The sequence below is a fragment of the Enterococcus devriesei genome (assembly GCF_001885905.1).
Classification (GTDB): domain Bacteria; phylum Bacillota; class Bacilli; order Lactobacillales; family Enterococcaceae; genus Enterococcus_A; species Enterococcus_A devriesei.
On sequence record NZ_JXKM01000003.1, the window covers coordinates 251,858 to 276,964 of the forward strand.

Genomic DNA, 25,107 nt, shown 5'->3' on the forward strand with positions numbered 1-25,107 from the left:
TCCTATCGATTTGTCATAATTGTATCCCTTTTCACCTTGTAAATACTAAAGAAATGCTTAAATGCTAAGCTTCTTTATCTTGATAAAGCGATTCAAAAGCTGATCCGCTTGCTGTTCGATTTGTGCTTGATCCCCAGCAGCTGCAGTCAAATTTAAGATTGGGCTTACCTCTAGATCACGTAAAGCGATTGGCTGGATGTAATTGCCTTCTTCACGTAACTTGATCGCCGGATGAGGGATCTTATCGCCACAAGGTCCCGCAACTAAATAGGCAAACTCGTAGCCTTCCTCAATGGGACGCAGACGATAATACCCATCCGTCAAATCCTCGGTTCCTTCGAAGTTTCCTTTGACTAATCGCCATTTTTCTTGATTCATTATTCCGCCGCCTTCTTAACGATGATTTTTCCAGCAGCCGGATGACCTTCCAATCGCTCATGAGCATTGACCACACTGGCCAGCTCAAACGGCAAAACTTCAGCGATCGTTAAATGAAGCTGATCGGAAAAATCAGCTAAAGCAGTCAAAGCCTCTGCATCAGAATAATCCTTCGAAGGACCAAAAGAAAAATAATTCCCTTGCTTGCTTCGCTCCGCTGGCAAATCATTTAACGCGACAAAATTTCCGCCGGTTTTCATGATTTGCATCCCGGCTTCGCCTGCACGACCGCCCTTCGTTGCATCAATCACGGTATCAGCCTGATCTGCAAACATTTTTCCCGCATCCGCTTCGTCGTAAGCCACAAATTGATCCACGCCAATTTGACGAACGAGTGCTTCATTTCGTTTAGCAGCCGAAGCTAAAACGGTTTTTCCTTGAGACTTCAAAAATTGGACCAGCAATGAACCAACGGCCCCGGAAGCGCCTTGCACCATTACTGTTTCACCAATCTTATCGTCTAGTAGATGCGTGACTAAATTATAAGTTGTCAACCATGGTGTCACTGCTCCAGCAGCCACTTCCCACGACATAGCCGCTGGTTTTTTTACGACCTTTTTGCCTGGAACGACGATCTCTTCGCCATACGTCCCGCTAATGGCATGGACGATCACCTCATCGCCGACTTTCACATGCGTGATGTCGTTGCCGACTTCCGTTACGATTCCTGCGCCGTCATTGCCTAAGACATAAGGAAATGTTACTTTTCGAAATTCTCGCATCGCCCCTTGGCGTAACGCTACGTCATAAGGGTTGATCGCGAAGGTGACGATTTCTACCCGTACATGGGTCTCGTCAACCGAACGAGGCTCTCCTTCAATTTCAGTCAATACATCTTTTGCTGCTCCATAATCTTTGATTGCAAAACGTTTCATCTTCCTGCATCCTCTCTATTAAAAATCATTGGTTGATAACGAATTCCTGAAGTGGTCGCTTCCTCACCATTCAAGCGAAAGCCTAATTTGTGATAAATCGGTACGGCATAGGGCGAAGAATTCACTGTTAATTGTTCGAAAGCTAATTCTGATTGCATCGCTTGGTACAACTTTTTGGCAATCCCTTGACGGTGGTAGGCTTCGTCGACAAATAATAAAGCAATATGTGCGGGTAAACGTACAGCTAAAACGCCACAAATCCTCTGATTCTTCTTTCCACACCAAAGCTTTACTTGATCCGCGGCGATTTCTTTTGGCAGCTTCTCATCTAAATACTTCATAAAATGAGCCACGCCTTCCTCGGAATAATCCGGCGCTTCAAAGCGCATAAAGACTTTTTTGATTAAGGCCTTAGTCTCAGCGAAATCGGTAAAAGACCCATTTGAAATCTCTAACCCACGTCAGCTCCTCCTTTTAATTGCTTTATAGTCATTGTAGCGATATTTTCTGACTTCTTCCAATTAAATGGTCCAAGCTCTTTCAAGCAAGGTTTTTCCGATTAACTTAGTCAAAGTAACTAATCTTTCAAAAATCAAAAAAGACTGGTTTAATTTTCGTTTTTCGCACAACTATACTAATTTCGTTTAGCGTGATTAGTCTAATTTGCAAAAATCAGGTGTCTCTCTCAGTTGAGAAAAACACCTGATTTGGTTTCTTAAATACTTTTAGAGCGTTAGTCTAATTCGACTTTGCCAGTATACAATTGATAATACATTCCGCCTTCTGCTAGCAAGCTCTCGTGGTCCCCGCGTTCGATGATGCGACCATGGTCCATGACCATGATCACATCAGAATTTTGGATCGTTGAAAGGCGATGGGCGATCACGAATACTGTTCGTCCTTCCATTAGGCGATCCATCCCTGACTGAACAATACTTTCGGTTCGAGTATCAATGCTAGAAGTTGCTTCATCCATGATCATTACTGGCGGATCAGCAATAGCGGCACGAGCGATCGCCAATAATTGCCGCTGACCTTGTGACAAACCCTCACCGTCGCCCGTGATAACTGTCTCATATTTTTCCGGTAGGTGTTGGATAAAGGTGTCCGCATTAGATAACTTAGCCGCTTGATACACTTCTTCATCTGTCGCACCTAAACGACCATAACGAATATTTTCCTTGACCGTGCCGGTAAACAAATGGGTATCCTGTAAAACGATCCCTAAAGATGAACGTAAGGAATTTTTTTTGATTTTTTTAACATTGACCCCGTCGTAACGAATCTTGCCGTCTTGGATATCGTAAAAACGATTGATCAAATTCGTAATCGTGGTTTTTCCGGCACCGGTTGCCCCGACAAAGGCGACTTTCTGCCCCGGCTCTGCGTAAAGATTAATGTCGTGAAGCACTAATTGGTCATCATTGTAGCCAAAATCCACATCTTCAAAGCGAACATCACCAGTTAAACGAACATAGGAGATGGTTCCATCCTCATGGGGATGTTTCCACGCCCAAATACCTGTACGCTCATTGGTTTCAATTAATTCGTCATTCACGACCTTTACATTGACTAAGGTCACGTAGCCATCATCAACTTCGGAGGCCTCATCCAATAAATTGAAGATCCGTTCGGCACCGGCTAAGGCCATGATGACGAAATTAATCTGCTGAGAAATTTGGCTGATTGGTCCATTCAAGGAACGGCTCAGCTGTAAGAAAGAAGCAATCATCCCCACCGTTAAGGCAGACACGCCATAGACAGCAAACAACCCACCGATGATCGCGACTAAGACATATTGGATGTTCAATAAGTTCATCATGATCGGCATCAGCATATTTGCCGTCCCGTTGGCTTTGGTGGCACTCTCTTTCAATTGCTCATTAATGACATCGAAATCTTTGATTGCGGTCGTCTCGTGATTAAAGATTTTAACGACTTTTTGTCCGTGCATCATTTCTTCAATATAACCATTGACCTTCCCGATCGAACGCTGCTGTTCCCCAAAATAGCGGCCGCTACGGTTAGAAATGAACCGCAACATCACAAACATCAAAGAGACTGAGACGATCACAAAACAAGTCAGTGGCACACTTAATGAAAACATTGCGATAAAGACCGACACAAAAGTAACCGCAGCCATCATTAGATTCGGGATGCTTTGGGAAATCATTTGCCGTAAGGTGTCGGTATCATTCGTAAAATGACTCATGATATCGCCATCCGCATTGGAATCGAAATAACGCAACGGCAAGGTTTCCAAATGATTAAACATCTGGTCGCGGATTTTTTTCTGGGTGCCTTCAGAAACTTTAACCATGATCAAGTTATAGGAAAGCGTCCCAATGATCCCCACGACGTAAATCAACGCCATCGTCATGATCGCTTTTAACAAACCGCTGAAATCCGGATTATTCTGACCTACTAACGGCGTGATGTAATCATCAATCACCACTTGTAAAAATAAGGAGCCCCGTACATTGGCAAAGGCGCTTAATAAGATCATGAAAAAGACGATGAATAATTGGATTTTGTATTCTTTAACCATAATTGTCAGCAGACGTTTGATGGTTTTTTTCGGATTCGCTGGAGGCGTCATTTTATTCTTCATTTTGGCCACCAAATCCTTTCTGCTGCGAGTCGAAGACTTCTTGATAAATCTGATTCTCCGCCAACAATTCTTCATGCGTCCCGATACCGTTGATCTTCCCATCATCTAGGACAATGATTCGATCCGCGTCTTGGATCGAACTGACTCGTTGGGAAATAATAAAGGTCGTCGTTCCAGGAATTTCCTGCGCGAGGCCTTCACGAATCGCTCGATCTGTCTTCGTATCTACCGCACTGGTGGAATCATCTAAAATCAAAATTTTCGGTTTTTTCAATAGCGCTCGCGCAATCGTCAATCGCTGCTTCTGTCCGCCGGAAACATTATTTCCGCCTTCAGAGATCATGGTGTCATACTTGTTGGGAAATTCTTGAATAAAAGGATCGGCTTGGGCGATTTTCGCTGCACGAATCACTTCAGCTTCCGTCGCCTCCGCATCACCCCAACGTAGATTTTCCGTGATCGTACCGCTAAATAGGACATTGTTTTGCAGGACCATTCCGACTTGATCACGAAGCGTCTCTAAATCATACCGGCGGACATCGTTGCCTCCCACTTTAATCGCACCATGAGTCACATCGTACAAACGAGGAATCAGTTGGACTAAGCTTGATTTCGAACTACCTGTGCCACCGACGATCCCGATCACTTCCCCAGAAGCGATTTTCAAATTGATATTTTCTAACACCAGCTTGTCCATATCATCTTTATAGCTAAAGCACACATCTTGAAATTCCACCGAACCATCTGGTACTTCTACTAAAGGCTGATCACCATTTTTCAAATCGCTTTCTTCATTTAAAACTTCCGTGATCCGTTCCGCCGAGGTCTGTGCGATCATTAATTGAACAAAGGTCATCGACATCATCATCAGACTCATTAAGATCTGCATCGTGTAGTTGAACATACTGACTAACTCACCGGTGGTCAAAGCGCCCTTGTCCACGATTAACTCCGCCCCTAGCCAAGAAAGCAACAGCATACACGTATAGACAGCTACCTGCAGCAGCGGCATGTTAAAGGCGACGATTCGTTGCGCTTTGGAGAAATTGTCGAAGACCATTTTAGACACTTGGCTGAATTTTTCTTCCTCATACTCTTCGCGGACATAGGATTTCACTACACGAATCCCTTGTAGATTCTCATGCACCACATTATTCAGACGATCATAAGTTCGAAACACTTTTTCGAATAATGGATGGGCAAAGCGAATGATCAAACCTAGACCGACGATCATGATCGGCACGATTACTAAATAAATCATCGATAATTGCTGATTGATCTGAAACGTCATGACTAATGAAAAAATCAAAATCAGAGGTGAACGGACCAAAATTCGGATCACCATTTGATAGGCGTTCTGTACATTCGTCACGTCGGTCGTCAATCGAGTGATTAAACTAGAACTTGAAAAACGATCAATATTAGAAAATGAAAAACTTTGGATCTGTTGAAACAAATTGTGACGCAAATTTTTAGCGAAGCCCGCTGAAGCTACCGCCGCCGTTCGACCGCCTAAGGTTCCCATCGCCAACGCAAACAGCGCGCATAGAAATAACAGACCGCCATATCGTAAAATCGTGTTGCTATCACTTTTTTCGATCCCATGGTCGATCAATCCTGCCATGATCAAGGGCATCACTACATCCATCACGACTTCTCCCATCGTAAAGATCGGCGTCTGAAAACTTTGTTTCTTATACTCTCCGACATTCGCCAGTAATTTTTTTAGCATCTTTTTCACGTCCTTCCATTAACAGCTTTTACCTATTTAGTATAGAGAGTTTTTTCAAAAAACTCTAATATAATAGCTAATTTTTCATAAAAAAAAACAGAGAACAGACTTTTTGTCTGTTTCCTGCCTTTTTCTATTTTGTCATTAACGAATACTTTTAACGATCGAACTAATATATGAAAAATCACTCTCTGTCAAAAAGTCATCGACTATTTTTAGATTGCTATAGGAATAATTTTTTATTTGATAATTTGCTACCACTAGATCATAATCCTTGAAACTCTCATCCTGTTGGAAATCGAGAGCAGAACCTGGATAAGCCGTCGCTACCACTCGATAATAAAAACGATTTTGAATCAATTCCATCAGCATCTTAGCATGATTTTCACCAGAGTCGCTTAACACCAATACCTTAACTTTAGAAGACTGCGCGTCTAAGGAATGGGCCAGTCCATTCCATTCCTTAAATAAAACCGTTAATACCGAAAAATAGAATTGGCTGAACCAAGGATCACCACCTGTCCGCTCCATCTGTAAAAGCAACTGCTGAATATATTTCGTAAAGTGAGGATACTGAATTTTGGCGTTTCGGGCAAAATAGGCCGCAGAATCAAATAAAATCGCTCGTGGTAACGGAAAGACTTGATAAGCCGCATGAATCTGCAATAATTTTTGTAAGAGGTCCTTGCGATTTTCTGCAGATAAAGACAGTTCATAGACTGCTATCAGTTCATCTACAAAATGTTCCAGTTCGACTAAGATCTCTTGGCAATTTCCATCATAGCGACTAATGAAACAGGCACAAAACAAACTATTAGCCACCTCATAATACCAGTGCTCCGTCACCTTATACGGGGAGTCTTTGATTGTTTGATCTGCCGCAACACGCAGCTCTAAAATATTTTCGATCAGGACTTGATCCATATCCATCTTTTCTTCTTCTGTCAAAACAAAGCCTTGGGAACTCCTTAAAATGATCACTGCCAATAAATAGCTGCTTTCTAGGATCTCCCGATCATTATAGGCGATGTCAAAAGAATCATTAGCCGTCCGAATAAATTCAATCGTTTTACATCTTTCTAAATCGAAAGGCCACTCATTCAACCCATATTTTTCTAGGAATAACTGAACATAAAAAACCCGGACCCAGCGCTCATTCTTCGCCACTAACCGAAATGGCCGGCGTTCCAAGACTAGTCCACGTTCACCTAAAACTTGGTCAATTTGCCGTACCATCCGGTAAAAAGTCGCTTCGCTGATGTATAACTTACTGATCCAATATTCTGCATCTTCATTTGGATTAAAAAAAATCTGTTCCAGAAAAAGGAACGCCTCTGATTCTTCCATCAAGTTTCGCGCCAATTGCCGCGTCTTATTATGCAACGCATCGTTTAAACGGATTCCTTTCGTACGCGAATACTCAATGCCGACGTGTTCACCCCAATCATTATTGATTGCATCGACATCGTATAAAATCGTTTTCATTGAACAATCTAACAAATCAGCAACCAATTCCGGATTTTGCCAATCTAATAGATCCCGCAAAATGCCAATGATCGCTAACCGTCGTTGTGTGGTATTTTTAAGTAATCTTCGCACAAACAGCCCTCCTAAAACAATCGTCACAATACTTCAAACCAACTAACTTTTTTTATTTCATTGGATTATAACAATCTTTTGTCATTATATCATAAAATAACCTTTTAAAAACGGAAAAACCCTGATATTTATCTAATCTAAATTTGCAAATAACGAATACAAATAATAATTTTGTTATTTTTCTTTTCGAATATTCATCTATGCTTTATTATCTAGACAAATTGAAAGAAGGGGTGTTTTTTTGAAGGTATCGAAAAAAAAGCAACCAATTATTTTGGTTGTTATTGTATGCCTCCTGTTAGCAATTGTCCCGACACTTTTCTCATCCATTTCCGACGCACACGTCCTTAGCAAAAAAGACCAAGCTGAGCAGTTCGTTAAAATTTATGGTGCTGACACGCTCACTATCAGTCCCTGTAGCTCTTTCCATCCCCAACAATACTATAAAGCCGTAGACGAAAAATCCCAACCGCTCAAATTAAACTACACCAAAATCAATACTAGTAAACCCGGCAGATACGCGCTTGTTTTATCTGCGAAAAATGGCAAAGACTATGATGAACGAACCGTCTTCATAACCGTCAAACAGAAGAAAGATAAAGCATCTTCCAACCAAAAAGAACCAGCGCCGAACACGGAAGAAGCCAAATCCGAAACTGCCGAGGCTTCTAAGAAACCCACACAGTCGCCGCCGGTTCAACAAGAAGAGCCAGCAACAGAAAAGCCTTCGGAATTACAGATTCAAGATGAACAAGCGACGGTTGAAACAGTTCCTAATGAACGCAAACATAATGAAGCCCTACATAACGAAACACCCAATCATAAAGTCATACATAATGAACCAGAGGCAACTGAAACAACTGCCCCGACGCAAAAAATTCAGCTAAATCAACTTTCCTTCAACGGTCACTCGCTGCCCTATCAAAATGCAGGACAAGGAAGCGGACAAGGACTTATCGATAGCGGCGCCGTGATCGCTACTTGGGGCGGAAATCCTGTACAATCCGGCAATGATAATCAAAATACGCATTTTATTGGACATAATCCCGGAATCTTCGCTCCTTTATTAACGCTTAGCGGCGGTGACTCTATCATCGTCACAGACAGCGGCAACATTGCAACAACCTACATAGTACAAGGGATCATCCAAGTCGATGACAGCGGCAGAGATATTCACTCAGGACAAGACTACTGGGATCAAATCACCTCTACCAGCGGTGGTGAACGCATCACGTTGCAAACTTGTCTCAGTGAGACCCATAACCTCATTGTTTTCGCACAAGCTTAATGGACTTTACATATAAAAACAGGCTGACAATCAATATTTTTGTCAGCCTGTTTTACTGTGTTGCTTATTATCTTACAAATTTTTGAACAAATAAAAGATACCATGAACATCTTACCTGAACGATCCCGGTAAAACATTCATAGCATAAGTTGCTTACGATTGATCTTATGTAAAATTCGGAGTAACGGCTGACATTGTTTCAATCCCAACGCTGATCCGTAGTGCCCTATCGACTTCCGCCATTGAGCAATGATCCAAATGGCAGACTTTCTCTTTCAATCTTGATTTATCAATCGTTCGTATTTGTTCCAATAAAATCACTGAATCTCGTTCAATTCCAGTGCCATTCGATTTGATTCCGATATGTGTAGGTAATTTAGGCTTCGCCATTTTGGCTGTGATCGCCGCAATAATAATCGTTGGACTGAAATGATTGCCTAGATTATTTTGGATCACGAGTACTGGACGAATGCCTCCTTGTTCAGAACCAATAACTGGCGATAAATCTGCGAAATAGATATCACCACGTTTAACCATATTTTACCTCCCAAAACCTAAAATAATTGCTTTACCCTTATTTATTCTAATCTTGATAAATCCTTGGTACCCGTTCTGACAGCATGCAGCAAACTTCATAGTGAATGGTTCCTAAATGATCCGCTACTGCTTGCATCGGAATTTCTTGTCCATGATTCTTACCGATCAAGGTCACCTTCGTCCCTACTGGATACGCTCGCGGCAAACGAATCATTAACTGATCCATACAAACGCGACCAATGATCTCACAAAACTCGCCTTCAACTAACAATGAAAAACCTTGCATCTTTCGCAACCAGCCGTCCGCATAACCGATAGGAACGGTCCCGATCCATTCAGCTTCCGGAGTGTCATAAGTTTTGCCATAGCCAACGCCTTCGCCAGCCGTTAATTGTTTGACTTGAATCAGCTCTGAAACGAGTTCCATCGCTGGATTCAAAGCGTAAGGCTCAACTAATTCATGTCCGGATGGATTCAACCCATACATTGCGACGCCATAACGAATCATATTGCCAGGCATCTCTTGATCATGCCATAGCGCCGTTGCACTATTACTCGAATGAACATAACGCGGTAAATGATCCAATACGTCAGTAACAGCTTTAAATCGTGCCGCCTGTTTATGCCAATAGCTTTCATCCTTTTCATCCGCCGTAGCGAAATGCGTAAAGAGTCCTTCCCAAATCATATTAGGGGAAGCTTCAATAAAAGCAGCGGCTGCTTTAACTTCCTGCGGCGTCAGAAAACCCAACCGGCCCATACCAGTATCCGCTTTGATATGAATTTTGATTGGTGCAGTCGTTTCTGATAAATCCTTTAATACTTCTTGCGCTTCTTCCAGCCATTCATACGTTGCCACTGTAATAGATAGATCATAATCCACGACCAATGATAAATAACTAGGAAAAACTACACTTAAAACTAAGATTGGTTCGGTGATTCCTGCTTCTCGCAGCTCGATTGCTTCATCCAATGTTGCGACACAAAAACCTGTCGCTCCGGCAGCCAAGGCGGTTTGTGCCGTAGCGATCGCCCCATGCCCATAACCGTCCGCTTTGACAACGGCAAAAAGTTCACTCCCTTTTGGCAGGCGTGCGATCTCATTCTCAATATTTTCTCTCATTGCACTTCTATGTATAATAGCTCTGGTAGGCCGATGATACGTTACAACCATAAACTGAATTTCCCTCTTTCTATTCTTCTAGCAATACTTGCGCGATCGCTAGTTCCTCAGTGTGGGTCAAGCTGACAAAAACCTTCCCTTGATGAGGTGATTTTGTAAAGGCGGGTGCACCGTTATCATCTCGTAAAATCTCTAACTCTTGAAAACTCACTTTTCCAATCCCAGTTCCCCAAGCTTTGGAAAAAGCTTCCTTGCACGCATAACGCCCTGCTAAAAATTCTACCTGACGATGCGAAGAATGACTAGCAAAAAGGGTCAGCTCAGCAGGAGTTAGTATCCGTTCCACAAAATGCGGACGTCGTTCAATGATTTTTGCCACTCGATCTAACTCTGTCGCATCAATCCCGATTCCTTTGATCATACTCTCAACCCTTTCACGTAACACCTTTATTTTACCAAAGACTGTTTTAAATGCTACGGTTTTTTTCAAAGAATCTCTACAAAAACTTTTATAACAAATAAAAAACCATCAATCAAAAAGATTGATGGTAATGATTATTGGTTATGACTGATTCGATTTTTCAATTGCTTTAAAAAAGGCTCGTAGTCCACCGTTGAAAAATCTGATACATCAAATTCATACACATCTCCTAAAGCGAACTCATGATATTGACGTGCTTTAATTATCGCTTTGAATTCATTTTTTGTGATCAAGTTGTCAGCTTCGCCTCGCTCAACCAACTCATCGCCAAAATGATAATGACTCATGATATGACTTAAATGCCGATCTGCTTCGACATCGCGAGCTTTTCGCCGTTGCCATAAAATTTCAAAATCTGCGACTAGTCGAATCGTAATTATTTGATAGTCATGCTTTTCTGCTAGTTCAGATAACTTATCTTTCTGCTTATAGCTAAAGGGATACTCAGAGACGATGATTCGCTTGCCAACTTCCATGTATTGTCCTAAGATGCCGTAGTAAAATTGCCAAACACGCTTCTCCAATTCCGCTTTTTCATTCAAATTATCAAACCCAACTGAGTCAGCTAAGATTTCCTTGCCTTCATCTGGTGTTAGAACAAAGATATCCTTTAATGTTTCCTTTAATAGGTTTATTAAATATGTCTTTCCCGTTGCCGGGCTCCCTGCAATCAAAATCAAATATTTTTTCATCTGTTAAACAGATAGCGGACTATCAACATTCATAAATAAACCAACTTTATGTTTTACAATTTCCTTAACCGCCATATTCGCAGGGATAACATTATGACGTAATGATTTGTTTACTTCTGTCTCGCCGAATGTTTCTTTTGCCACTCGCGTCCAATTGACTAGTAGTTCTGTTCCAACATTGAATTTGCGAATCCCGTTATTGATTAATTCTGGATAGTCCTCTTCTTTTACGCCTGTACCGCCATGAATGACTAAAGGAATGTCTACGACTGCATGGATTTCCTTTAATAAAGGAATATTTACTTCCGTTTTCGATTTGAATTGGCCATGATTTGTTCCGATGGCGATTGCTAAAGCATCTACGTTAGTTTGCTTAACAAATTCAACTGCATCTTCTGGTTTCGTATAGACTTTATCATTTTCAGCCACAGAGATACCTTCTTCAGTACCGCCGATTGTTCCCAGTTCGCCTTCAACTGAAACACCCTTTGCATGAGCATACTCAACGACAGCTTTTGTTTTTGCGATATTTTCTTTGAAAGGCAAGTGGGAGCCATCATACATAACGCTTGAATAACCAGCGTCAATTGCTGCTTTTATTTCGTTAAAGTCACGCGCATGATCGAGATGCAATGCGACATCAACCATCTCATCTTCAGCAATTTCCTTTGCTACAGCGACCATTGTTTTATAACCGATATACTTAGCGGTATCGATACTTGTTTGAATAATGATCGGTGCACCCATTTCCTTCGCCGCTCGAATCATTTCTGGTAACATTTCTAAATTATGTGCATTAAAAGCACCTACCGTCATATTCATTTCTTCCGCTGTTTGTGTTACCTCTTTCAGTGTTTTATACATGTGCTCGTTCCTTCCTCCTGCTTATCCAGTTATTGTTACTTTTTTAGCAATTTGACGCATGTCATCCATTTTACCCATATATTTATCGATTCCAGCGTCATCGCCATTTCTTGCCGCTTCTGCTCGTTTCGCATTGTAAAGACTCATCAATTTTTTATAGCCATCACCGATGGTTAATTTATAATCAAGACTCTGTTCTAACGAGCCGATTGCTTCATCCATTTGTCCCAACTGAGCTTTTACAAGGCCTAGCTGTTCATAAGTCTTTGCTAATTCTGCTACTTGTTTCGGATCAATGGCTTCTAATTCTTTGATTGTTATGCTAAATCTTTCCGCTTGTTCTTGTAGTTCTTCTTTTTCTTCAGCTGTTAATTCTGCTATAGGTTCAGCTTTGGTTTCAGTTTTTTTCTTTTTCAAAAAACCAAACATCTGTCTTCACTCCTTTCATTTCCAAGCTAATTTTCTAATCGCTTTTCTTTTCATATTACTTTTAGTTGAAAATCAAGCGCCGATTAAAACATTTTCAAGATAGGACTAAGAATCCAAGCGTATAGTAACGCTGCTGCAACAGTATCCACATCCGTAGCTGTGGCATTGACGAAGCCCATCTGATTAAAGATCGTTACAAGTAAGGCCGGCAATAGTGTAATGAAGAATCCATGAGCAATCCCGCCAATAATCGCTCCTCGACGTCCTCCCACCGCATTACCGAAGATCCCCGCAGTTCCGCCGGCAAAGAAATTGGTCAGCATACCTGGCAAAATCATTGCTAAGCCGAAAGTCGGTAGTAGGAACATCGCGATGATCGTTCCTATCGTCGTCGTGATAAATCCTAAAATAACCGCGTTTGGTGAGTAAGGGAAAAATACCGGGCAATCTAATGCGGGAATAGCGTTTGGTACAAGTTTCATTGCGATTCCGCGGAAGGCTGGAACAATTTCTCCCAGCAATAAACGAACTCCAGCTAGTAAGACATAGACACCGACAACAAATTGAATGGCTTGTAAGAAGGCAAACATCAAGTAGTGTTGTGCGCCATGATCACCGACTCCCGGGCCGGCAAAAGCTGCCGTGACGATGTATAAAGGAACCATTACTACCATTACAGATAGGTACGTATCTTGTAAAAATTCAAACGATTTCGGCATGTTGATGTCTTCAATTGATTTTTTATTTTCACCACGTTCACCGAAGATATAAGCGACACCCGCTTCAAACATATAACCAATTGTACAGAAATGTCCTAAAGCGATATCATTTGATCCAGTGATCTTGCGAATAATCGGTTGTGCAATCGCTGGCATTGCGACTGCAAAAATCGCACCGATGATACTCCCAACTACAATCAATACTAGTCCTCGTAAACCAGAGAAATAACCAAAGACCGTTGTCATCGTAGCCATCCACAAGATCGCTTGGCCTGTTAAGAAAATATATTTCCATTTAGTGAATCGTGCAATAATAATATTTACGATAAAAATACCTAAAAACGTCAGCGCAATATCACGGCCTAATCCCAACTCATTCATTGCTTGACCGTTGATTGCTTCAATTGAAGGAATGATTCCCTGCATGTTAAATCCAGCAGTAAAAATTTCTCCAAAATAGGTCAAACTACCAACAATAATACTTGAACCAGCACTCAGAACTTGGAAGCCTAACAACGTCTTCAAGGTTCCTGAGATCACCTGACCAGCGGATTTTTTCTGTAAGCAAAGCCCTAACATAGCAATTAGTGCGATCGTGATGGATGCCTGCGTCAAAATATTCTCAATAATAAAATTTACTACGCCCATTTTTTCAGCTCCTATTTTTAAATTTTATAAAGCGCCCTTTGCTTCCAATATTGGAAGTAACTTTTCTTCGATTTCAGGTTTCGAAACAATATTTTTTAAATAGACAATTGCCGTCTTTGTCTCATCAATTGAAAATTTTTCAAATTGCGACTTGAAATTTTGTGCCGTAATAATAATATCTGGTTGCACAGATGCCGCAGTAGAAATATCCACATGATCCAACTTGGCATCCACTCCCCGTGCATTCAATACATCTTCGGCGGCCATCTGTGCGGCAAAACTACTACCCAACCCTGCTCCACATACAAATAAGATATTCACTTTTTTCCCCATTACAATTCTCTCCATTCTATAAGTAATTATTTAACTAACTAAACAAAATTTCCTGAAACCGTTCAACATCCGTTTCTTGACTTAACCGTTCGATTTTATCTGCGTCATTAATCAATTCAATCAAGCTTTTCATAATATTTAAGTGGGAATACGAATCCACTGCTGCTAAACAAAAAATAATTTTTACAGGGTCGTTCTCTTCATTTCCAAATGCTATTGGTTTTTTTGTCGTTGCTACACTGATTCCCAATTTATTGACGCCATCCTCTGGTCTAGCATGCGCCAAAGCAAGGTGCTTGCCGATCACAATATACGGACCAAACTCTTTGACCGAATCGATCATTGCCGATACATAACTGGGCTCGATGACTTGATTTTTCAGCAAGGGCTCAGAGACTCGTACGATCGATTCTTCCCAAGTTTCCACCTCCTCATTTAATAAAATATTGTTGCTTGTCAATACGTCTTCTAGCATTGGCTGAATCTCCTTCTTATTCATCGTTAAATGATTTTTATCAAAAAGCGCTTCCAACTCTTTGTAAATAGTCCCGTTAACTTTTCCCTCGCTCTTCTCTATGATTTCGATTAACGAATAAAACATTTGCGTAGAGTCACTCGAATTATTGATCAAACGCTTCAAATCTTGATTTTTTGTTAGAAAGCTCTCGATCCGTCGTTTGCTTTCTTCTTTGATGATCGGTTCTAGTTCGATAACGGGCTTTTCTTGGTAATCAATTGCTACCGTACTAAAAACTAAATCAACATCCAGCTTTTCGATTACTTGTAGCTCTTTTGAACTAAGTACCGCTAAAACTTCGATATTAAATAGTTCTTTGAGATTCTCTGAAAGCAACTTCCCAGTTGCGATCCCATGATTACAGATCACTACAGCCTTATAAACGTAATGTAGGTCCTGATTTATCGCACTGACAGAAGTGGAAAAATGAATGGTTAAAAAAGCAATTTCATCTTCACTTAACTCGTTGCCTATCAACGCTTCAATCGTTGGTGCGAAACGCTTAATCGCTACATAAATATCACCATAATTCTTTTTGACCGTTTCCTTTAACGGGTTGACGATCTGAATATTACTTTTTACCCGATTAAGCAGTCCTACTATATGTTTATACAAACCTTCTTGCAGCGACTCTTCTTTCCTAGAAAAAGGAATCTTAGTTTCTGTTTCGATAAATTGCATCAACTGAATTGAAAGCAGCTGTGCTTGTACCCACTCGATCGAATTATTCATGTCCCGAGAGTTGAAGGTGTTCAGCATGAAAACAATATATTTGATCTCGACCTCCGGAGGTGTGATTTGGAAATGTTCACAAATTGCAGTGACGAAATCACGAATGTCACTTTGCGGGGTGTCCGCAGCTTCCCAAGCAGAACTTGCGATGATGTCCTCTCTCAAATAGCGGCTCAACCATACTGCGGTAAAAATCAATAGCTGATTGCGGTAGATCCCCTCCATTGAAGTCATAGATTGGACATACAACTGATCTAATTTCTTCAACAGCTTTAAAGGAAGATAGAAATTTAGAATAGCCAAATTCAGGGAAGGTTCATTTTCTCCTTCCGGATTGACCATGCCTACCGAATTATTGATAACATCGTAGATCATCGTGCGAATTGAGCGTTCAGCTCCTTGGAGAACAATTCCTTGCTTTGGAACACTTAAAACTTCGAGCCCATAATCCGATAAGATATTTCTTACTCGCCGCATATCTTCATCTAAAGTACTTTTGGATATTTGGTAAGCCTCTTCTTTCTGATAAAGAAAGGTCGCTTTTTTTCCAAGCGAGAACGAAAGTATTAAATCAAAAATACGATTTTCACGATCCAAAAAATATTCCTCATCCACTAACTCATTTTGGTTCATTAATGCTTTTTTCTGTTCTGGAGTTAGTAACAGCTGATATCCCTTTTTCCTCAGATTTTTAATTTCAGGAAAATCTTTTTCAAGCAAAAAATGATTGATTTCACGTAGCTCGTTTCTGATCGTACGCGAGCTAGTATGAAACTCCTCTTCAAATTTTTCTAATGTGACAGGATAGTCGGACGTTATAAGAATCCTCAATATTTTTAATGTTCGATCTTTCATTGATCTCTTCCTCTCGTCTAAAATGAGTATATAGCCCTTTGATTTTGTATATAAGTGGAGATTCTTGCAATCTTTTTTTGCAAAAATGTAAGCGCGGTCATTCAAGGGCAAAAAAATCAGGTTTCTATCTCAATTATATCGAGATGGAAACCTGATTTATCTACAATCAAACAATTTCTTGTTTACTATTTTCAATTATTAATCGTTCGAACTTGTCCGAATCACAAAGCCGCGTTTTTTATCGTTGCTGCGGTTCGTGTTTTTGTTGTTACTATTGCTACGTGACTTGTTGCCGCCGTAGTTTTTATTTTTTTGGCTAGAGCTGTTACGGTCACGATCTTTACGGTAGTTGTCTTTACCACGTCCGCCGCCACGGTTATTATTATTGCGTTTACCGCCACCGCCGCGATTGAAGCCGCCTTTTTTATTTGAAGGCAATGGGCGTTCTGGTGTGATTTTTACCGGAACCGCATCTGAAGGATCTTTGGCGATCGTCTTCAATAATAATGCTGCTAATGCTTCTGGAGAATAAGCTGCTAATAATTCTTGAGCGGATTCATTGTATTTTTCCAACGTATCAGAATTTTCGCCGATTTGACGTTGGATTTCTTCCATCGCCGCACCTAGTTGACCTTTGAAGGCTTCTTTTTCGGTTGGTGGACGCATTGGGTTCATGCGTTTTTTCGTTAAGTTTTCAATGACATGCAAGTAGCCCATTTCGTTTGGTGTCACGAAAGTTACTGACATACCGCCTTTACCAGCACGACCAGTACGACCGATACGGTGAACATAGCTTTCTGGATCTTGTGGAATATCGTAGTTGTAAACGTGTGTCACGCCTGAGATATCTAGTCCACGTGCAGCCACGTCAGTCGCTACTAAAATATCAAGATCGCCTTTTTTGAATGAACGCAATACGCTCATCCGTTTTTGTTGTGAAAGATCCCCATGGATACCTTCAGCTTTATAGCCACGCGCTTCTAAGCCACGAGCTAATTCATCAACACGGCGTTTTGTACGGCCGAAAACGATCGCCAAGTCTGGTGTTTGAACATCAAACAAGCGCGTCATTACGTCGAATTTTTCGTAATCTTTTGCCCGAACATAATATTGATCGATCAAATCAGCTGTCATTTCTTTCGCTTTGATTTTCACGTGTTCAGGTTCTTTCATGAATTTCACGCCGATTTTTTTGATTGCGTCGGGCATTGTTGCTGAGAACAATAATGTTTGACGTTCAGCAGGGACTTTGCTGATGATTTTTTCGATATCTTCTAAGAAGCCCATGTTCAACATTTCGTCTGCTTCATCTAAGACTAATGTTTCAACGGTTTCTAATTTCAAGGTGTGGCGGTTGATATGATCCAACATCCGTCCTGGTGTACCTACGACGATATGTGGACGATCTTTCAATCCGCGAATTTGACGGCCGATATCTGCGCCACCATAAACGGCTTGGACACGAATTTTTTTGTCGCGGCCTAAACGGAATAATTCTTCTTGCGTTTGGATAGCAAGTTCACGAGTTGGTGAGATGACAAGACCTTGTAAAACATTTTTAGTTGTGTCGATCTTATCTAACATCGGCAAACCAAAAGCGGCTGTTTTCCCTGTTCCCGTTTGTGCTTGTCCAATCACGTCTTTTCCGGCTAATGCCAAAGGAATAGTTTGCTCTTGGATCGGTGTCGCTTCTTCAAAACCTGAGCGCTCGATCGCTACTAATAGTTCTGGTGCTAATTTTAGTTCTTTGAATTTCAAATGATATCCTCCTAATGTCTGTTGACCTTATCATTTAGAGCGTATGTTTTGGTATCCATTCGTAGTCTGCAGCTGTAAAGACAAGCTGACGTTCCTGACGATACTACCGAAAAACCGCTCCGCGAAGTCACGCGGAAGGATCATCTCTCACAAAAAGTGGCTGAAACATCCTTCATCTGAAAAATGCTCCAACCCTTCTCAAAATAACTGGTAAGCCAGTTTTATCTGCTACTGGCGAATCTTTAATTTATTGGATGACTCATTCAATCATTACTTCATTTCTCGGCAATGGCTCATTCTAACATATTCTTGCGTTTTCTGCAAGTTTTCACTATTCTTGTAAAGCTTCCACGACTTCGATCAAACCCATCCCATTACTACCCTTCAAAACAATACTGTCCTCTGCTTTTAAACTCGCCTTGATAGTAGCGATCATTTGCTGTTTCGCTTCTTTGTTAAAGTGATGAACTGCTAATGTTGGATAGCGATCGGCCAAAGCGACTTTCAGACCTTTGATCTCTTCCCCGTATAAATAGATTTCTTGAAAGTCTTGGTCGTTGATATGATCTACCATACTCGCGTGGAGCGCATACGACTCTTCGCCTAATTCAAGCATATCCGCTAAAACCGCCAAGCGGCGACCTTCCGTCGGTAATTTTGCAAAGGTATCTAACACAAGACCCATCGCTGTAGGATTCGCGTTATACACATCACTTAAGATATCCGCACCGTTTCCGGCTTTCAACCATTGCGTCCGATTTTGTGTCACTTGGACATACGCCAGCCCTTGGAAAATTTCATCCGTTCCTAGTCCAAACCAACGACCGATTGCCATCGCAATCAAGGCGTTTTGCACGTTGTAGCTACCGGGCAGCGGAATTTGATAGCCGTTGTCATCGACAGAAAAGACGGTCGCGCCTTTCGTCTCGTTTAAAATTGACGCTGATAATTCGCCGGACTGAATGCCAAATGTTTCAATGGTCTGCGAAAGAGAATGTACACGTTCCGTCAGCAAATGTTCATCCGCCGGAATAACCAAAAGTCCATCCGGAGCTAAGCCGGTGGTGATTTCCATTTTCGCATCCGCAATTTTTTCTCTTGAACCTAGATTTTCAATGTGGGCTTCTCCAATAATCGTGATCGCCGCTACATCTGGTTCTGCCAACTCAGATAAAACACTGATTTCACCTGCGTGGTCCATGCCCATCTCAAGGATCAGTTTTTCTGTCCCTTCCGGCATATGTAAAATAGTATAGGGCAAGCCAATATCGTTATTATAATTGCCTTGCGTTTTATACGTCCGAAACTTTTGGCTAAGAACGGATTCGGTCATGTCTTTGGTGGTGGTTTTCCCGTTTGAACCGGTGATAGCAATCACATCTGGATTTTCTTCCAGTAAATAATAGCTGGCTAAAGCTTGGAATGCCTGCAGTGTATCTTTCACTAAAATCACTGCGATGTCTTCCGGTGCTGTCGCTGGATCATTGCTCCATAAAGTAGCAGTTGCGCCATTTTCAATCGCTTTTGACACAAACTCGTGACCATCGTTGGTTCCTTTCAACGGAACAAATAAATCGCCAGCGGAAATTTTTCGTGAATCGAATTCGACACCAGTAACGGTCACCTCATTTTCCGTCAATACTTCACCTTGAACGGCTTTCTTGATGATTGTCGTTGTAAAATTCATGGTGTTCCTCCCCAATTTTTGTTTCAGACTATTAAGAAAGACTTTGCCAACCTGCTTTATTTTGCAATTATTTTTGCTTACTCTCAAAAGCTCTGTTGGAAAGCCGGACATAGTTAAAAGGAACTTGAGACTAATTCTTAGAGAATCAGGTCCCAAGTTCTGATCTAACATCATTGGTGCTTAATTATTTATTATTCAAAAGCAGCTTGCTGTTCGTAGCGTTTCAACCCTAATTGAATCAACTCTTCAATCAAGTCACCGTATTTCAAGCCCATATTTTCCCATAATAAAGGATACATACTAAATTCTGTAAAGCCTGGCATCGTGTTTAATTCATTCAAGAACAATTCATTCTTGTTGGTCAAGAAGAAATCACAACGGCTAAGGCCAGTGCCACCTAACATAGTATAGGCTAATTTTGCGTAATCTCGGGCTTTTTGCATCACGTCTTCTGGTACGTCAGCTGGAATTGCCATTTGGATCGTGTTGTCGATATATTTCGCGTTGTAATCATAAAACGCGACTTCTTTCACGACTTCACCTGGCAAGGTTGTCCGTACATCGTCATTCCCCAGTACAGCGACCTCGATTTCACGAGCGTCGATGCCCTGTTCAACTAAAGCACGGGAATCATACCGATAGGCTTCTTGTAAGGCATTTTGCAATTCTTCACGGTTTTCAGCGCGCGTGATGCCGACACTTGATCCCATGTTTGCTGGTTTAATGAACATTGGATACAACAACGTGCCTTCACATTTATCAAAAATTTGTTTTGGATTTTCTTTCCATTGGTTCTTCAGGACAGGCACAAAAGGAACTTGCGGGATGCCAGCGGCTTGCAAGATATATTTCGTCATGATCTTGTCCATCGCACAAGCACTCGTCATTACACCAGCACCGATATAAGGCATGTCTAAAGTTTCTAAAAAGCCTTGAATCGTTCCATCTTCGCCGTTTGGTCCATGTAAAACCGGAAAAACGATCGCATTATCTTCTTTAATATCTCCTGCAGCAATGACTTTGCCGCTAAACCCTTCAACAACGTTTCCAGTCGTATCCCAAGTCAGGCGCAACACTTCATCTGTTTCTGGTGCTTCCGTTAACAAGGGGCCTTTGACCCATTGACCGGTTTTATCAATGTAAACAAGTTGCACTTGATAATAATCAAAATAAACCGCAGAAATAACTGAAAAAGCCGATAAAATCGCTACATCGTGTTCCGGACTTTTTCCACCATAAAGTAAAATAATTTTCAACTGAGTATCCTCCATTACTTTCTGATCCCTCATATTTTAGCACAAAAATCATAATCCCCAAAAAGAAATTTTACAAGTATTACGAAGCTTATCATTTTGATGACAGTTGTGACTGCTGGATCAAGCCTTCGAGCGTGGTAATAAAATGCTGACGATCCTCATTCGTATAGGGTTTTGGGCCTTTCGTTCGCTGCTTTGCTTGCCGCATTTTACTACCGATAAATCGTTGGGTCAACAAGCTATCGATATTCATCTGCGTATATTCCATACCCGTTTGATGCAGCACATGCTGTGCCTTGGGTAAAACTAATGAAGCCAAGCCATAATCCTGCGTGATCAAAAAATCTTGCGGCTGAATCAATGAAACAATTTTAAAGTCGGCGGAATCTGCACCGCGATCGACATACACAAATTCGACAAACGCCGGATATTCTTTTTTTGAGTAGTGATCGATACTGGTAACAATCACTACTGGCAAGGAATATTTCTGCGCGATCTCGATCGTCGTATCTTTTACTGGCGAACCATCGCCATCAATCACCAAACGCATTTTTCCCCATCCTTCCCACCACTAAAAGTCCCAGCAATAATAGGACGATCGAGGTGAATTTTACTTCATTCATCATAGCAAAAACGGCTGAATTATGTAATGTATTCAGCAATAATAAATCCTTTGCCGGCAGTTCCTGCAGCTGTAAGGCGATCAGCATAAAAATCATCAATAAAAATTGATGGGTGATACTGCCTTTATTTGACGTCGAAAACTTTGCGGTAATCCGTTGCTTTTTCTCGATCTCAGTCGTTTGATAATACAACCGGCTTAACCAGCTACTAGTCCCATTTTGGAAAAAAGTTAGAACAAAAATCGCGATGGGAAATAGCTGTGGCAAGCTTAATAGCACGAGCCCAGCTGCCAAGCCAACTAATTGAACAACTAATGGATTGCTAAATTGTTTTCGTAACCTTCCCGCAAATAGAAGTGAGGCAATGACACCTAATAAATAGGGTAAAAATAATAGAGTAGCTTGAGCGGAAATCCCTTTAAAGACGGCCACATAAAAAGTCCCAAATAAAAAGATGAAATTACCAAACATACCGTTTAAAAAAGTCAGTGCATTTTGCCACAGCGGAACCTTCCAATGATCCTTCTGGCGATGGATCACCAGCAATGCCAAAATAAAAATCCCGGCGAACAAGAAAATCCCGGTACTTAATAATGTTTCATCCACGAATGCACGGCCGCTGCGTAATAAAAAGAGCGCCGCAAAAAATAATAAAAACCACATCAACTCCGGTACTGAAAAAACATTCTTCGTCAGCTCTTTAAAATCCAATTCATAGTGAGGATAATGCTTGACCGTGTGATACGCACAAATATAATAAAAGCCTAAAATGATCGGTACAAGAATCGTTTGCACTGGTACTGCTAAAGTCAACGCTAAAAAAAGCGGCAATAAAACAATCAGCGCAATCAAATACAGCGATGTCGTCATCGTTTGATAGCCTTTTTCTCTTTCTAAATAAGTGACACTTGTATTGGCTGGTGTTAGCCAAGAGGCACTGAGCCCTAAAAAGGTACTACCTAACAAATAGAAATTTGTGTGGACTGCCCCGGCTAAAGTCAAGAAAGAGCCAACGCCGCCTAACAATAGCGCCACCATCAGCAACGTGTATTGATCAATCGCGCGATGGAGTCCGCGAATCAAAAAAATTCCGGTCATGCGAAAAGTATAAAATAAAACAAAGGGCAAGGCCGAGATACTGCTGCCAAAATCCAGCAAATGGATAAATAATAAATAAGGCACCACAATCATAATGTTGGCTAAAACAAAAGGGGTGGTGCGAGTAAATTGACGAAAAAACTGCTTAATTGCTTCCATAAAAATTCCTTCCGCTAATAAGGGATCAACGTGATGGCTTGTTGAAATTCCTCTATCAAATGTTCTGCTTTGTATTGCGCGAATTCCGCCTGATGTTTATTTAATAAGCTGCGCATCTTCATGGGTATGAAGACTTCCGCTAATTGATTATCTAACACAAAATTCCGGGTGATCTGCCATTCATAATAATAGCCTAACGGTCGGCAGCTATAGCGTGTGCCATTGATTTCTAGATCACCAAAACGGCGATGGGTATGACCAAAGACGACCTGTTTTACATTACTATATTGATCTAATAATTCGCCTAATGCCTGTGAACCGAGAAAGGCATTCAGCTTATTCCATATTTGATATTTTCCACTTAGTTGGACGATAAACTCCGCTTTAGGAACAAAATGGGTCACTAAGATGACTTGATATTTTTTCCGCGCCAAGTCGTCTAAGATCATTTTTAATTCTCCTAACACAAACTGATCCACCGTTTGATCATCAGCAAACCGTTCAATAATCCGATCAAACCAATAGATATTTTTCATGGAACGAATTTTTTGCGGGTCCTTCAATTCGGAAAAACCGTAATCATACCAGCCATTAAAGCCTAGTAAAACGATCTGCTCGTTTAAAGGCAGATACCGGAGATTCAAAAAATGGCTATCCGGAAAATGCTCGATCATGGCTTCCCCCTTGATATTCCCCATTTCATGGTTACCAAGATTAAAGGTGGTTGGTAGACCTTGATCTCTAAAATAGTGATTGACCGCTAGCGTCTGTTGGATTTTATTGGCGCTATCTCCCGCAAAATGCAGACGGGTCACCGCTTGCTCCCGCAATAAATCGAACAGCTGCGCAAATTCCCCAGTTCCTAAGTGATTGATATCGGCATGTAAATCCGTGATTACTGCTAATTTCCCCATCTAACCGTCTCCTTCTCGTCTATTTTACGCAACTCGTTGTAATAATGCGAATCAAAAGCTACACGTGATATAATGAAAGAAAAAGAGTGGGAGGTCATGCACATGGTCACTTATCAAAATCTTCAAACCGATTTATTGCAAGCGCTTGATTTACACATTGATATTTTAAAGGAAGTCGAGGATATCGAAACGGAACAGCTGCCGGCCTTTCTTTTTATGATGCGCAGTTTAGGCTTCATGCTGGATCGAGCACCTTTAGTTTTGGCCAGCAATGACGACGAAGAAATGTATTATATGATGTTCCAATATTATAGTTTATTAACTGAATTAAAATTCAATTTAGCGATGAATTTTCCTTACGCCCGCTGGCAAGACGAACCGCTTTTAGAAAAAGTAAATGCCTTCCCGGAAACGTACGAAGCAGAAATGAAAGCTTGGTGGGAAGACAAAACGGGTCTCGTAGTCGAAGAAACCAAACAGACGATCGAACAAGTAAGAGATTTTTAAACCGTGGCTTCATACGAATAAACGAATCAGGAGGCAAGTCTATGCGAATCGCGGTTTATTGCGGTGCACACTTAGGACTCGATCCCGCCTATCAAGAAGCCGCCGAGAAACTAGGTCGATGGATCGTTGAACAAGACCATGAATTAATTTATGGCGGTGGAAAACTTGGATTGATGGGTGTCGTGGCGGATCAAGTATTAGCCTCCGGTGGAAAAGTTACCGGTGTCATGCCGGAGTTTTTAGCCCAACCAGAACGGGTCCACACCGACTTGACTAGGTTGATCTCGGTAAATGATTTAGATGAACGAAAAAAAGCAATCATGGAAAACGCTGATGTGTGTATCGCTTTGCCAGGTGGGATAGGCACATTAGAAGAAATCATTGAAGCTTATTCCTGGGCCCGTGTTGGCCAAAATAATCGCCCCTGTATCTTCTATGATGCCCACGATTATTATCAGCTATTGCGAGCTTTTTTTGATCAGATGGTCACTCAAAAATTTCTTTCTGAAGCCGACCGGCAATTAGTTTTATTCAGCCCTTCCTTAACAGAGATGGAACTATTTATTCAACAGTATTACGCTAAGTGACATACGCTGGTGACAAATCGTTTTATAAAAAAAGGACCTGTGACG

At 41.3% G+C, this 25,107-nt stretch carries 24 protein-coding genes; 3 read left to right on the forward strand and 21 right to left on the reverse strand.

Going from position 1 to position 25,107, the window contains the following annotated elements; genetic code table 11:
• Nucleotides 1–57: 57 nt before the first annotated feature.
• The 6 genes from RV00_RS05815 to RV00_RS05840 all read right to left on the reverse strand — a co-directional run bounded on the left by RV00_RS05815 (nt 58) and on the right by RV00_RS05840 (nt 7,255).
• Nucleotides 58–378, reverse strand: coding sequence for a hypothetical protein (locus tag RV00_RS05815; protein ID WP_071861672.1), 321 nt, complete (start codon nt 376–378; stop codon nt 58–60).
• On the reverse strand, nt 378–1,313 hold the full coding sequence (locus RV00_RS05820; protein WP_071861673.1) for an NADP-dependent oxidoreductase: 936 nt from the start codon (nt 1,311–1,313) through the stop codon (nt 378–380). Before RV00_RS05820 ends, RV00_RS05815 begins: the two co-directional genes overlap by 1 nt.
• Nucleotides 1,310–1,702, reverse strand: a complete 393-nt coding sequence (locus RV00_RS05825; protein WP_084133242.1) for a GNAT family N-acetyltransferase — start codon at nt 1,700–1,702, stop codon at nt 1,310–1,312. The genes RV00_RS05820 and RV00_RS05825 overlap by 4 nt, the downstream gene beginning before the upstream one ends.
• Nucleotides 1,703–2,046: 344 nt before the next feature.
• Complete coding sequence (locus RV00_RS05830) at nt 2,047–3,924, reverse strand: ABC transporter ATP-binding protein (protein WP_071861675.1); 1,878 nt, start codon at nt 3,922–3,924, stop codon at nt 2,047–2,049.
• Nucleotides 3,914–5,656: an ABC transporter ATP-binding protein gene (locus tag RV00_RS05835; RefSeq protein WP_071861676.1), complete on the reverse strand. Its 1,743-nt coding sequence runs from the start codon at nt 5,654–5,656 to the stop codon at nt 3,914–3,916. Before RV00_RS05835 ends, RV00_RS05830 begins: the two co-directional genes overlap by 11 nt.
• 144 nt (nt 5,657–5,800) lie before the next feature.
• Nucleotides 5,801–7,255, reverse strand: coding sequence for an AcpB/EbpR/MafR family transcriptional regulator (locus RV00_RS05840; protein WP_071861677.1), 1,455 nt, complete (start codon nt 7,253–7,255; stop codon nt 5,801–5,803).
• Nucleotides 7,256–7,496: 241 nt separating this feature from the next.
• On the opposite strand from RV00_RS05840, the gene RV00_RS05845 reads away from it, so the two are divergent.
• Nucleotides 7,497–8,543: a class F sortase gene (locus RV00_RS05845; protein ID WP_071861678.1), complete on the forward strand. Its 1,047-nt coding sequence runs from the start codon at nt 7,497–7,499 to the stop codon at nt 8,541–8,543.
• A 165-nt stretch (nt 8,544–8,708) separates the two neighbouring features.
• Here the strand turns inward: RV00_RS05845 and RV00_RS05850 are convergent, their stop codons facing one another.
• The 15 genes from RV00_RS05850 to RV00_RS05920 form a co-directional block, all read right to left on the reverse strand.
• Nucleotides 8,709–9,080 (reverse strand): type II toxin-antitoxin system PemK/MazF family toxin, encoded by a 372-nt coding sequence (locus RV00_RS05850; protein ID WP_071861679.1) that lies wholly within the window; start codon nt 9,078–9,080, stop codon nt 8,709–8,711.
• Between the two features lie 46 nt (nt 9,081–9,126).
• The gene (gene alr / locus RV00_RS05855; protein WP_071861680.1) at nt 9,127–10,254 is read right to left on the reverse strand and encodes an alanine racemase; all 1,128 of its coding nucleotides are present in this window, start codon (nt 10,252–10,254) and stop codon (nt 9,127–9,129) included.
• Nucleotides 10,255–10,273: 19 nt separating this feature from the next.
• Nucleotides 10,274–10,624, reverse strand: coding sequence for a holo-ACP synthase (gene acpS, locus RV00_RS05860; RefSeq protein WP_071861681.1), 351 nt, complete (start codon nt 10,622–10,624; stop codon nt 10,274–10,276).
• A 134-nt stretch (nt 10,625–10,758) separates the two neighbouring features.
• Entirely contained in the window at nt 10,759–11,376 is a 618-nt protein-coding gene (locus tag RV00_RS05865) for a zeta toxin family protein (RefSeq protein WP_071861682.1), read from the reverse strand.
• A 3-nt stretch (nt 11,377–11,379) separates the two neighbouring features.
• Complete coding sequence (locus RV00_RS05870) at nt 11,380–12,240, reverse strand: class II fructose-bisphosphate aldolase (RefSeq protein WP_071861683.1); 861 nt, start codon at nt 12,238–12,240, stop codon at nt 11,380–11,382.
• Between the two features lie 21 nt (nt 12,241–12,261).
• Complete coding sequence (locus RV00_RS05875) at nt 12,262–12,669, reverse strand: hypothetical protein (protein WP_071861684.1); 408 nt, start codon at nt 12,667–12,669, stop codon at nt 12,262–12,264.
• An 83-nt stretch (nt 12,670–12,752) separates the two neighbouring features.
• Nucleotides 12,753–14,036: a PTS sugar transporter subunit IIC gene (locus RV00_RS05880; RefSeq protein WP_071861685.1), complete on the reverse strand. Its 1,284-nt coding sequence runs from the start codon at nt 14,034–14,036 to the stop codon at nt 12,753–12,755.
• A 24-nt stretch (nt 14,037–14,060) separates the two neighbouring features.
• Nucleotides 14,061–14,369 carry a PTS sugar transporter subunit IIB gene (locus RV00_RS05885; RefSeq protein WP_071861686.1) on the reverse strand — a complete coding sequence of 103 codons (309 nt, stop codon included), beginning with the start codon at nt 14,367–14,369 and terminating at the stop codon, nt 14,061–14,063.
• A 34-nt stretch (nt 14,370–14,403) separates the two neighbouring features.
• The gene (locus tag RV00_RS05890) at nt 14,404–16,473 is read right to left on the reverse strand and encodes a BglG family transcription antiterminator (RefSeq protein WP_071861687.1); all 2,070 of its coding nucleotides are present in this window, start codon (nt 16,471–16,473) and stop codon (nt 14,404–14,406) included.
• 198 nt (nt 16,474–16,671) lie between these two features.
• Nucleotides 16,672–18,231, reverse strand: a complete 1,560-nt coding sequence (gene cshA / locus RV00_RS05895; RefSeq protein ID WP_071861688.1) for a degradosome RNA helicase CshA — start codon at nt 18,229–18,231, stop codon at nt 16,672–16,674.
• Nucleotides 18,232–18,562: 331 nt separating this feature from the next.
• Nucleotides 18,563–19,918 (reverse strand): UDP-N-acetylmuramoyl-tripeptide--D-alanyl-D-alanine ligase, encoded by a 1,356-nt coding sequence (locus RV00_RS05900; RefSeq protein WP_071861689.1) that lies wholly within the window; start codon nt 19,916–19,918, stop codon nt 18,563–18,565.
• A 191-nt stretch (nt 19,919–20,109) separates the two neighbouring features.
• Nucleotides 20,110–21,174, reverse strand: coding sequence for a D-alanine--D-alanine ligase (locus RV00_RS05905; protein ID WP_071861690.1), 1,065 nt, complete (start codon nt 21,172–21,174; stop codon nt 20,110–20,112).
• A gap of 91 nt (nt 21,175–21,265) precedes the next feature.
• Complete coding sequence (locus RV00_RS05910; protein ID WP_071861691.1) at nt 21,266–21,724, reverse strand: YaiI/YqxD family protein; 459 nt, start codon at nt 21,722–21,724, stop codon at nt 21,266–21,268.
• Nucleotides 21,708–23,054, reverse strand: a complete 1,347-nt coding sequence (locus tag RV00_RS05915; protein WP_071861692.1) for a hypothetical protein — start codon at nt 23,052–23,054, stop codon at nt 21,708–21,710. The genes RV00_RS05910 and RV00_RS05915 overlap by 17 nt, the downstream gene beginning before the upstream one ends.
• Before the next feature lie 14 nt (nt 23,055–23,068).
• Entirely contained in the window at nt 23,069–23,968 is a 900-nt protein-coding gene (locus RV00_RS05920; protein WP_071861693.1) for a metallophosphoesterase, read from the reverse strand.
• A gap of 102 nt (nt 23,969–24,070) precedes the next feature.
• Here RV00_RS05920 and RV00_RS05925 point away from each other — a divergent pair, with 102 nt between their 5' ends.
• Together RV00_RS05925 and RV00_RS05930 are read left to right on the forward strand one after the other, a co-directional pair.
• Nucleotides 24,071–24,475: a hypothetical protein gene (locus RV00_RS05925; protein WP_084133243.1), complete on the forward strand. Its 405-nt coding sequence runs from the start codon at nt 24,071–24,073 to the stop codon at nt 24,473–24,475.
• Between the two features lie 41 nt (nt 24,476–24,516).
• Complete coding sequence (locus tag RV00_RS05930) at nt 24,517–25,062, forward strand: LOG family protein (RefSeq protein WP_071861695.1); 546 nt, start codon at nt 24,517–24,519, stop codon at nt 25,060–25,062.
• Nucleotides 25,063–25,107: the final 45 nt, after the last annotated feature.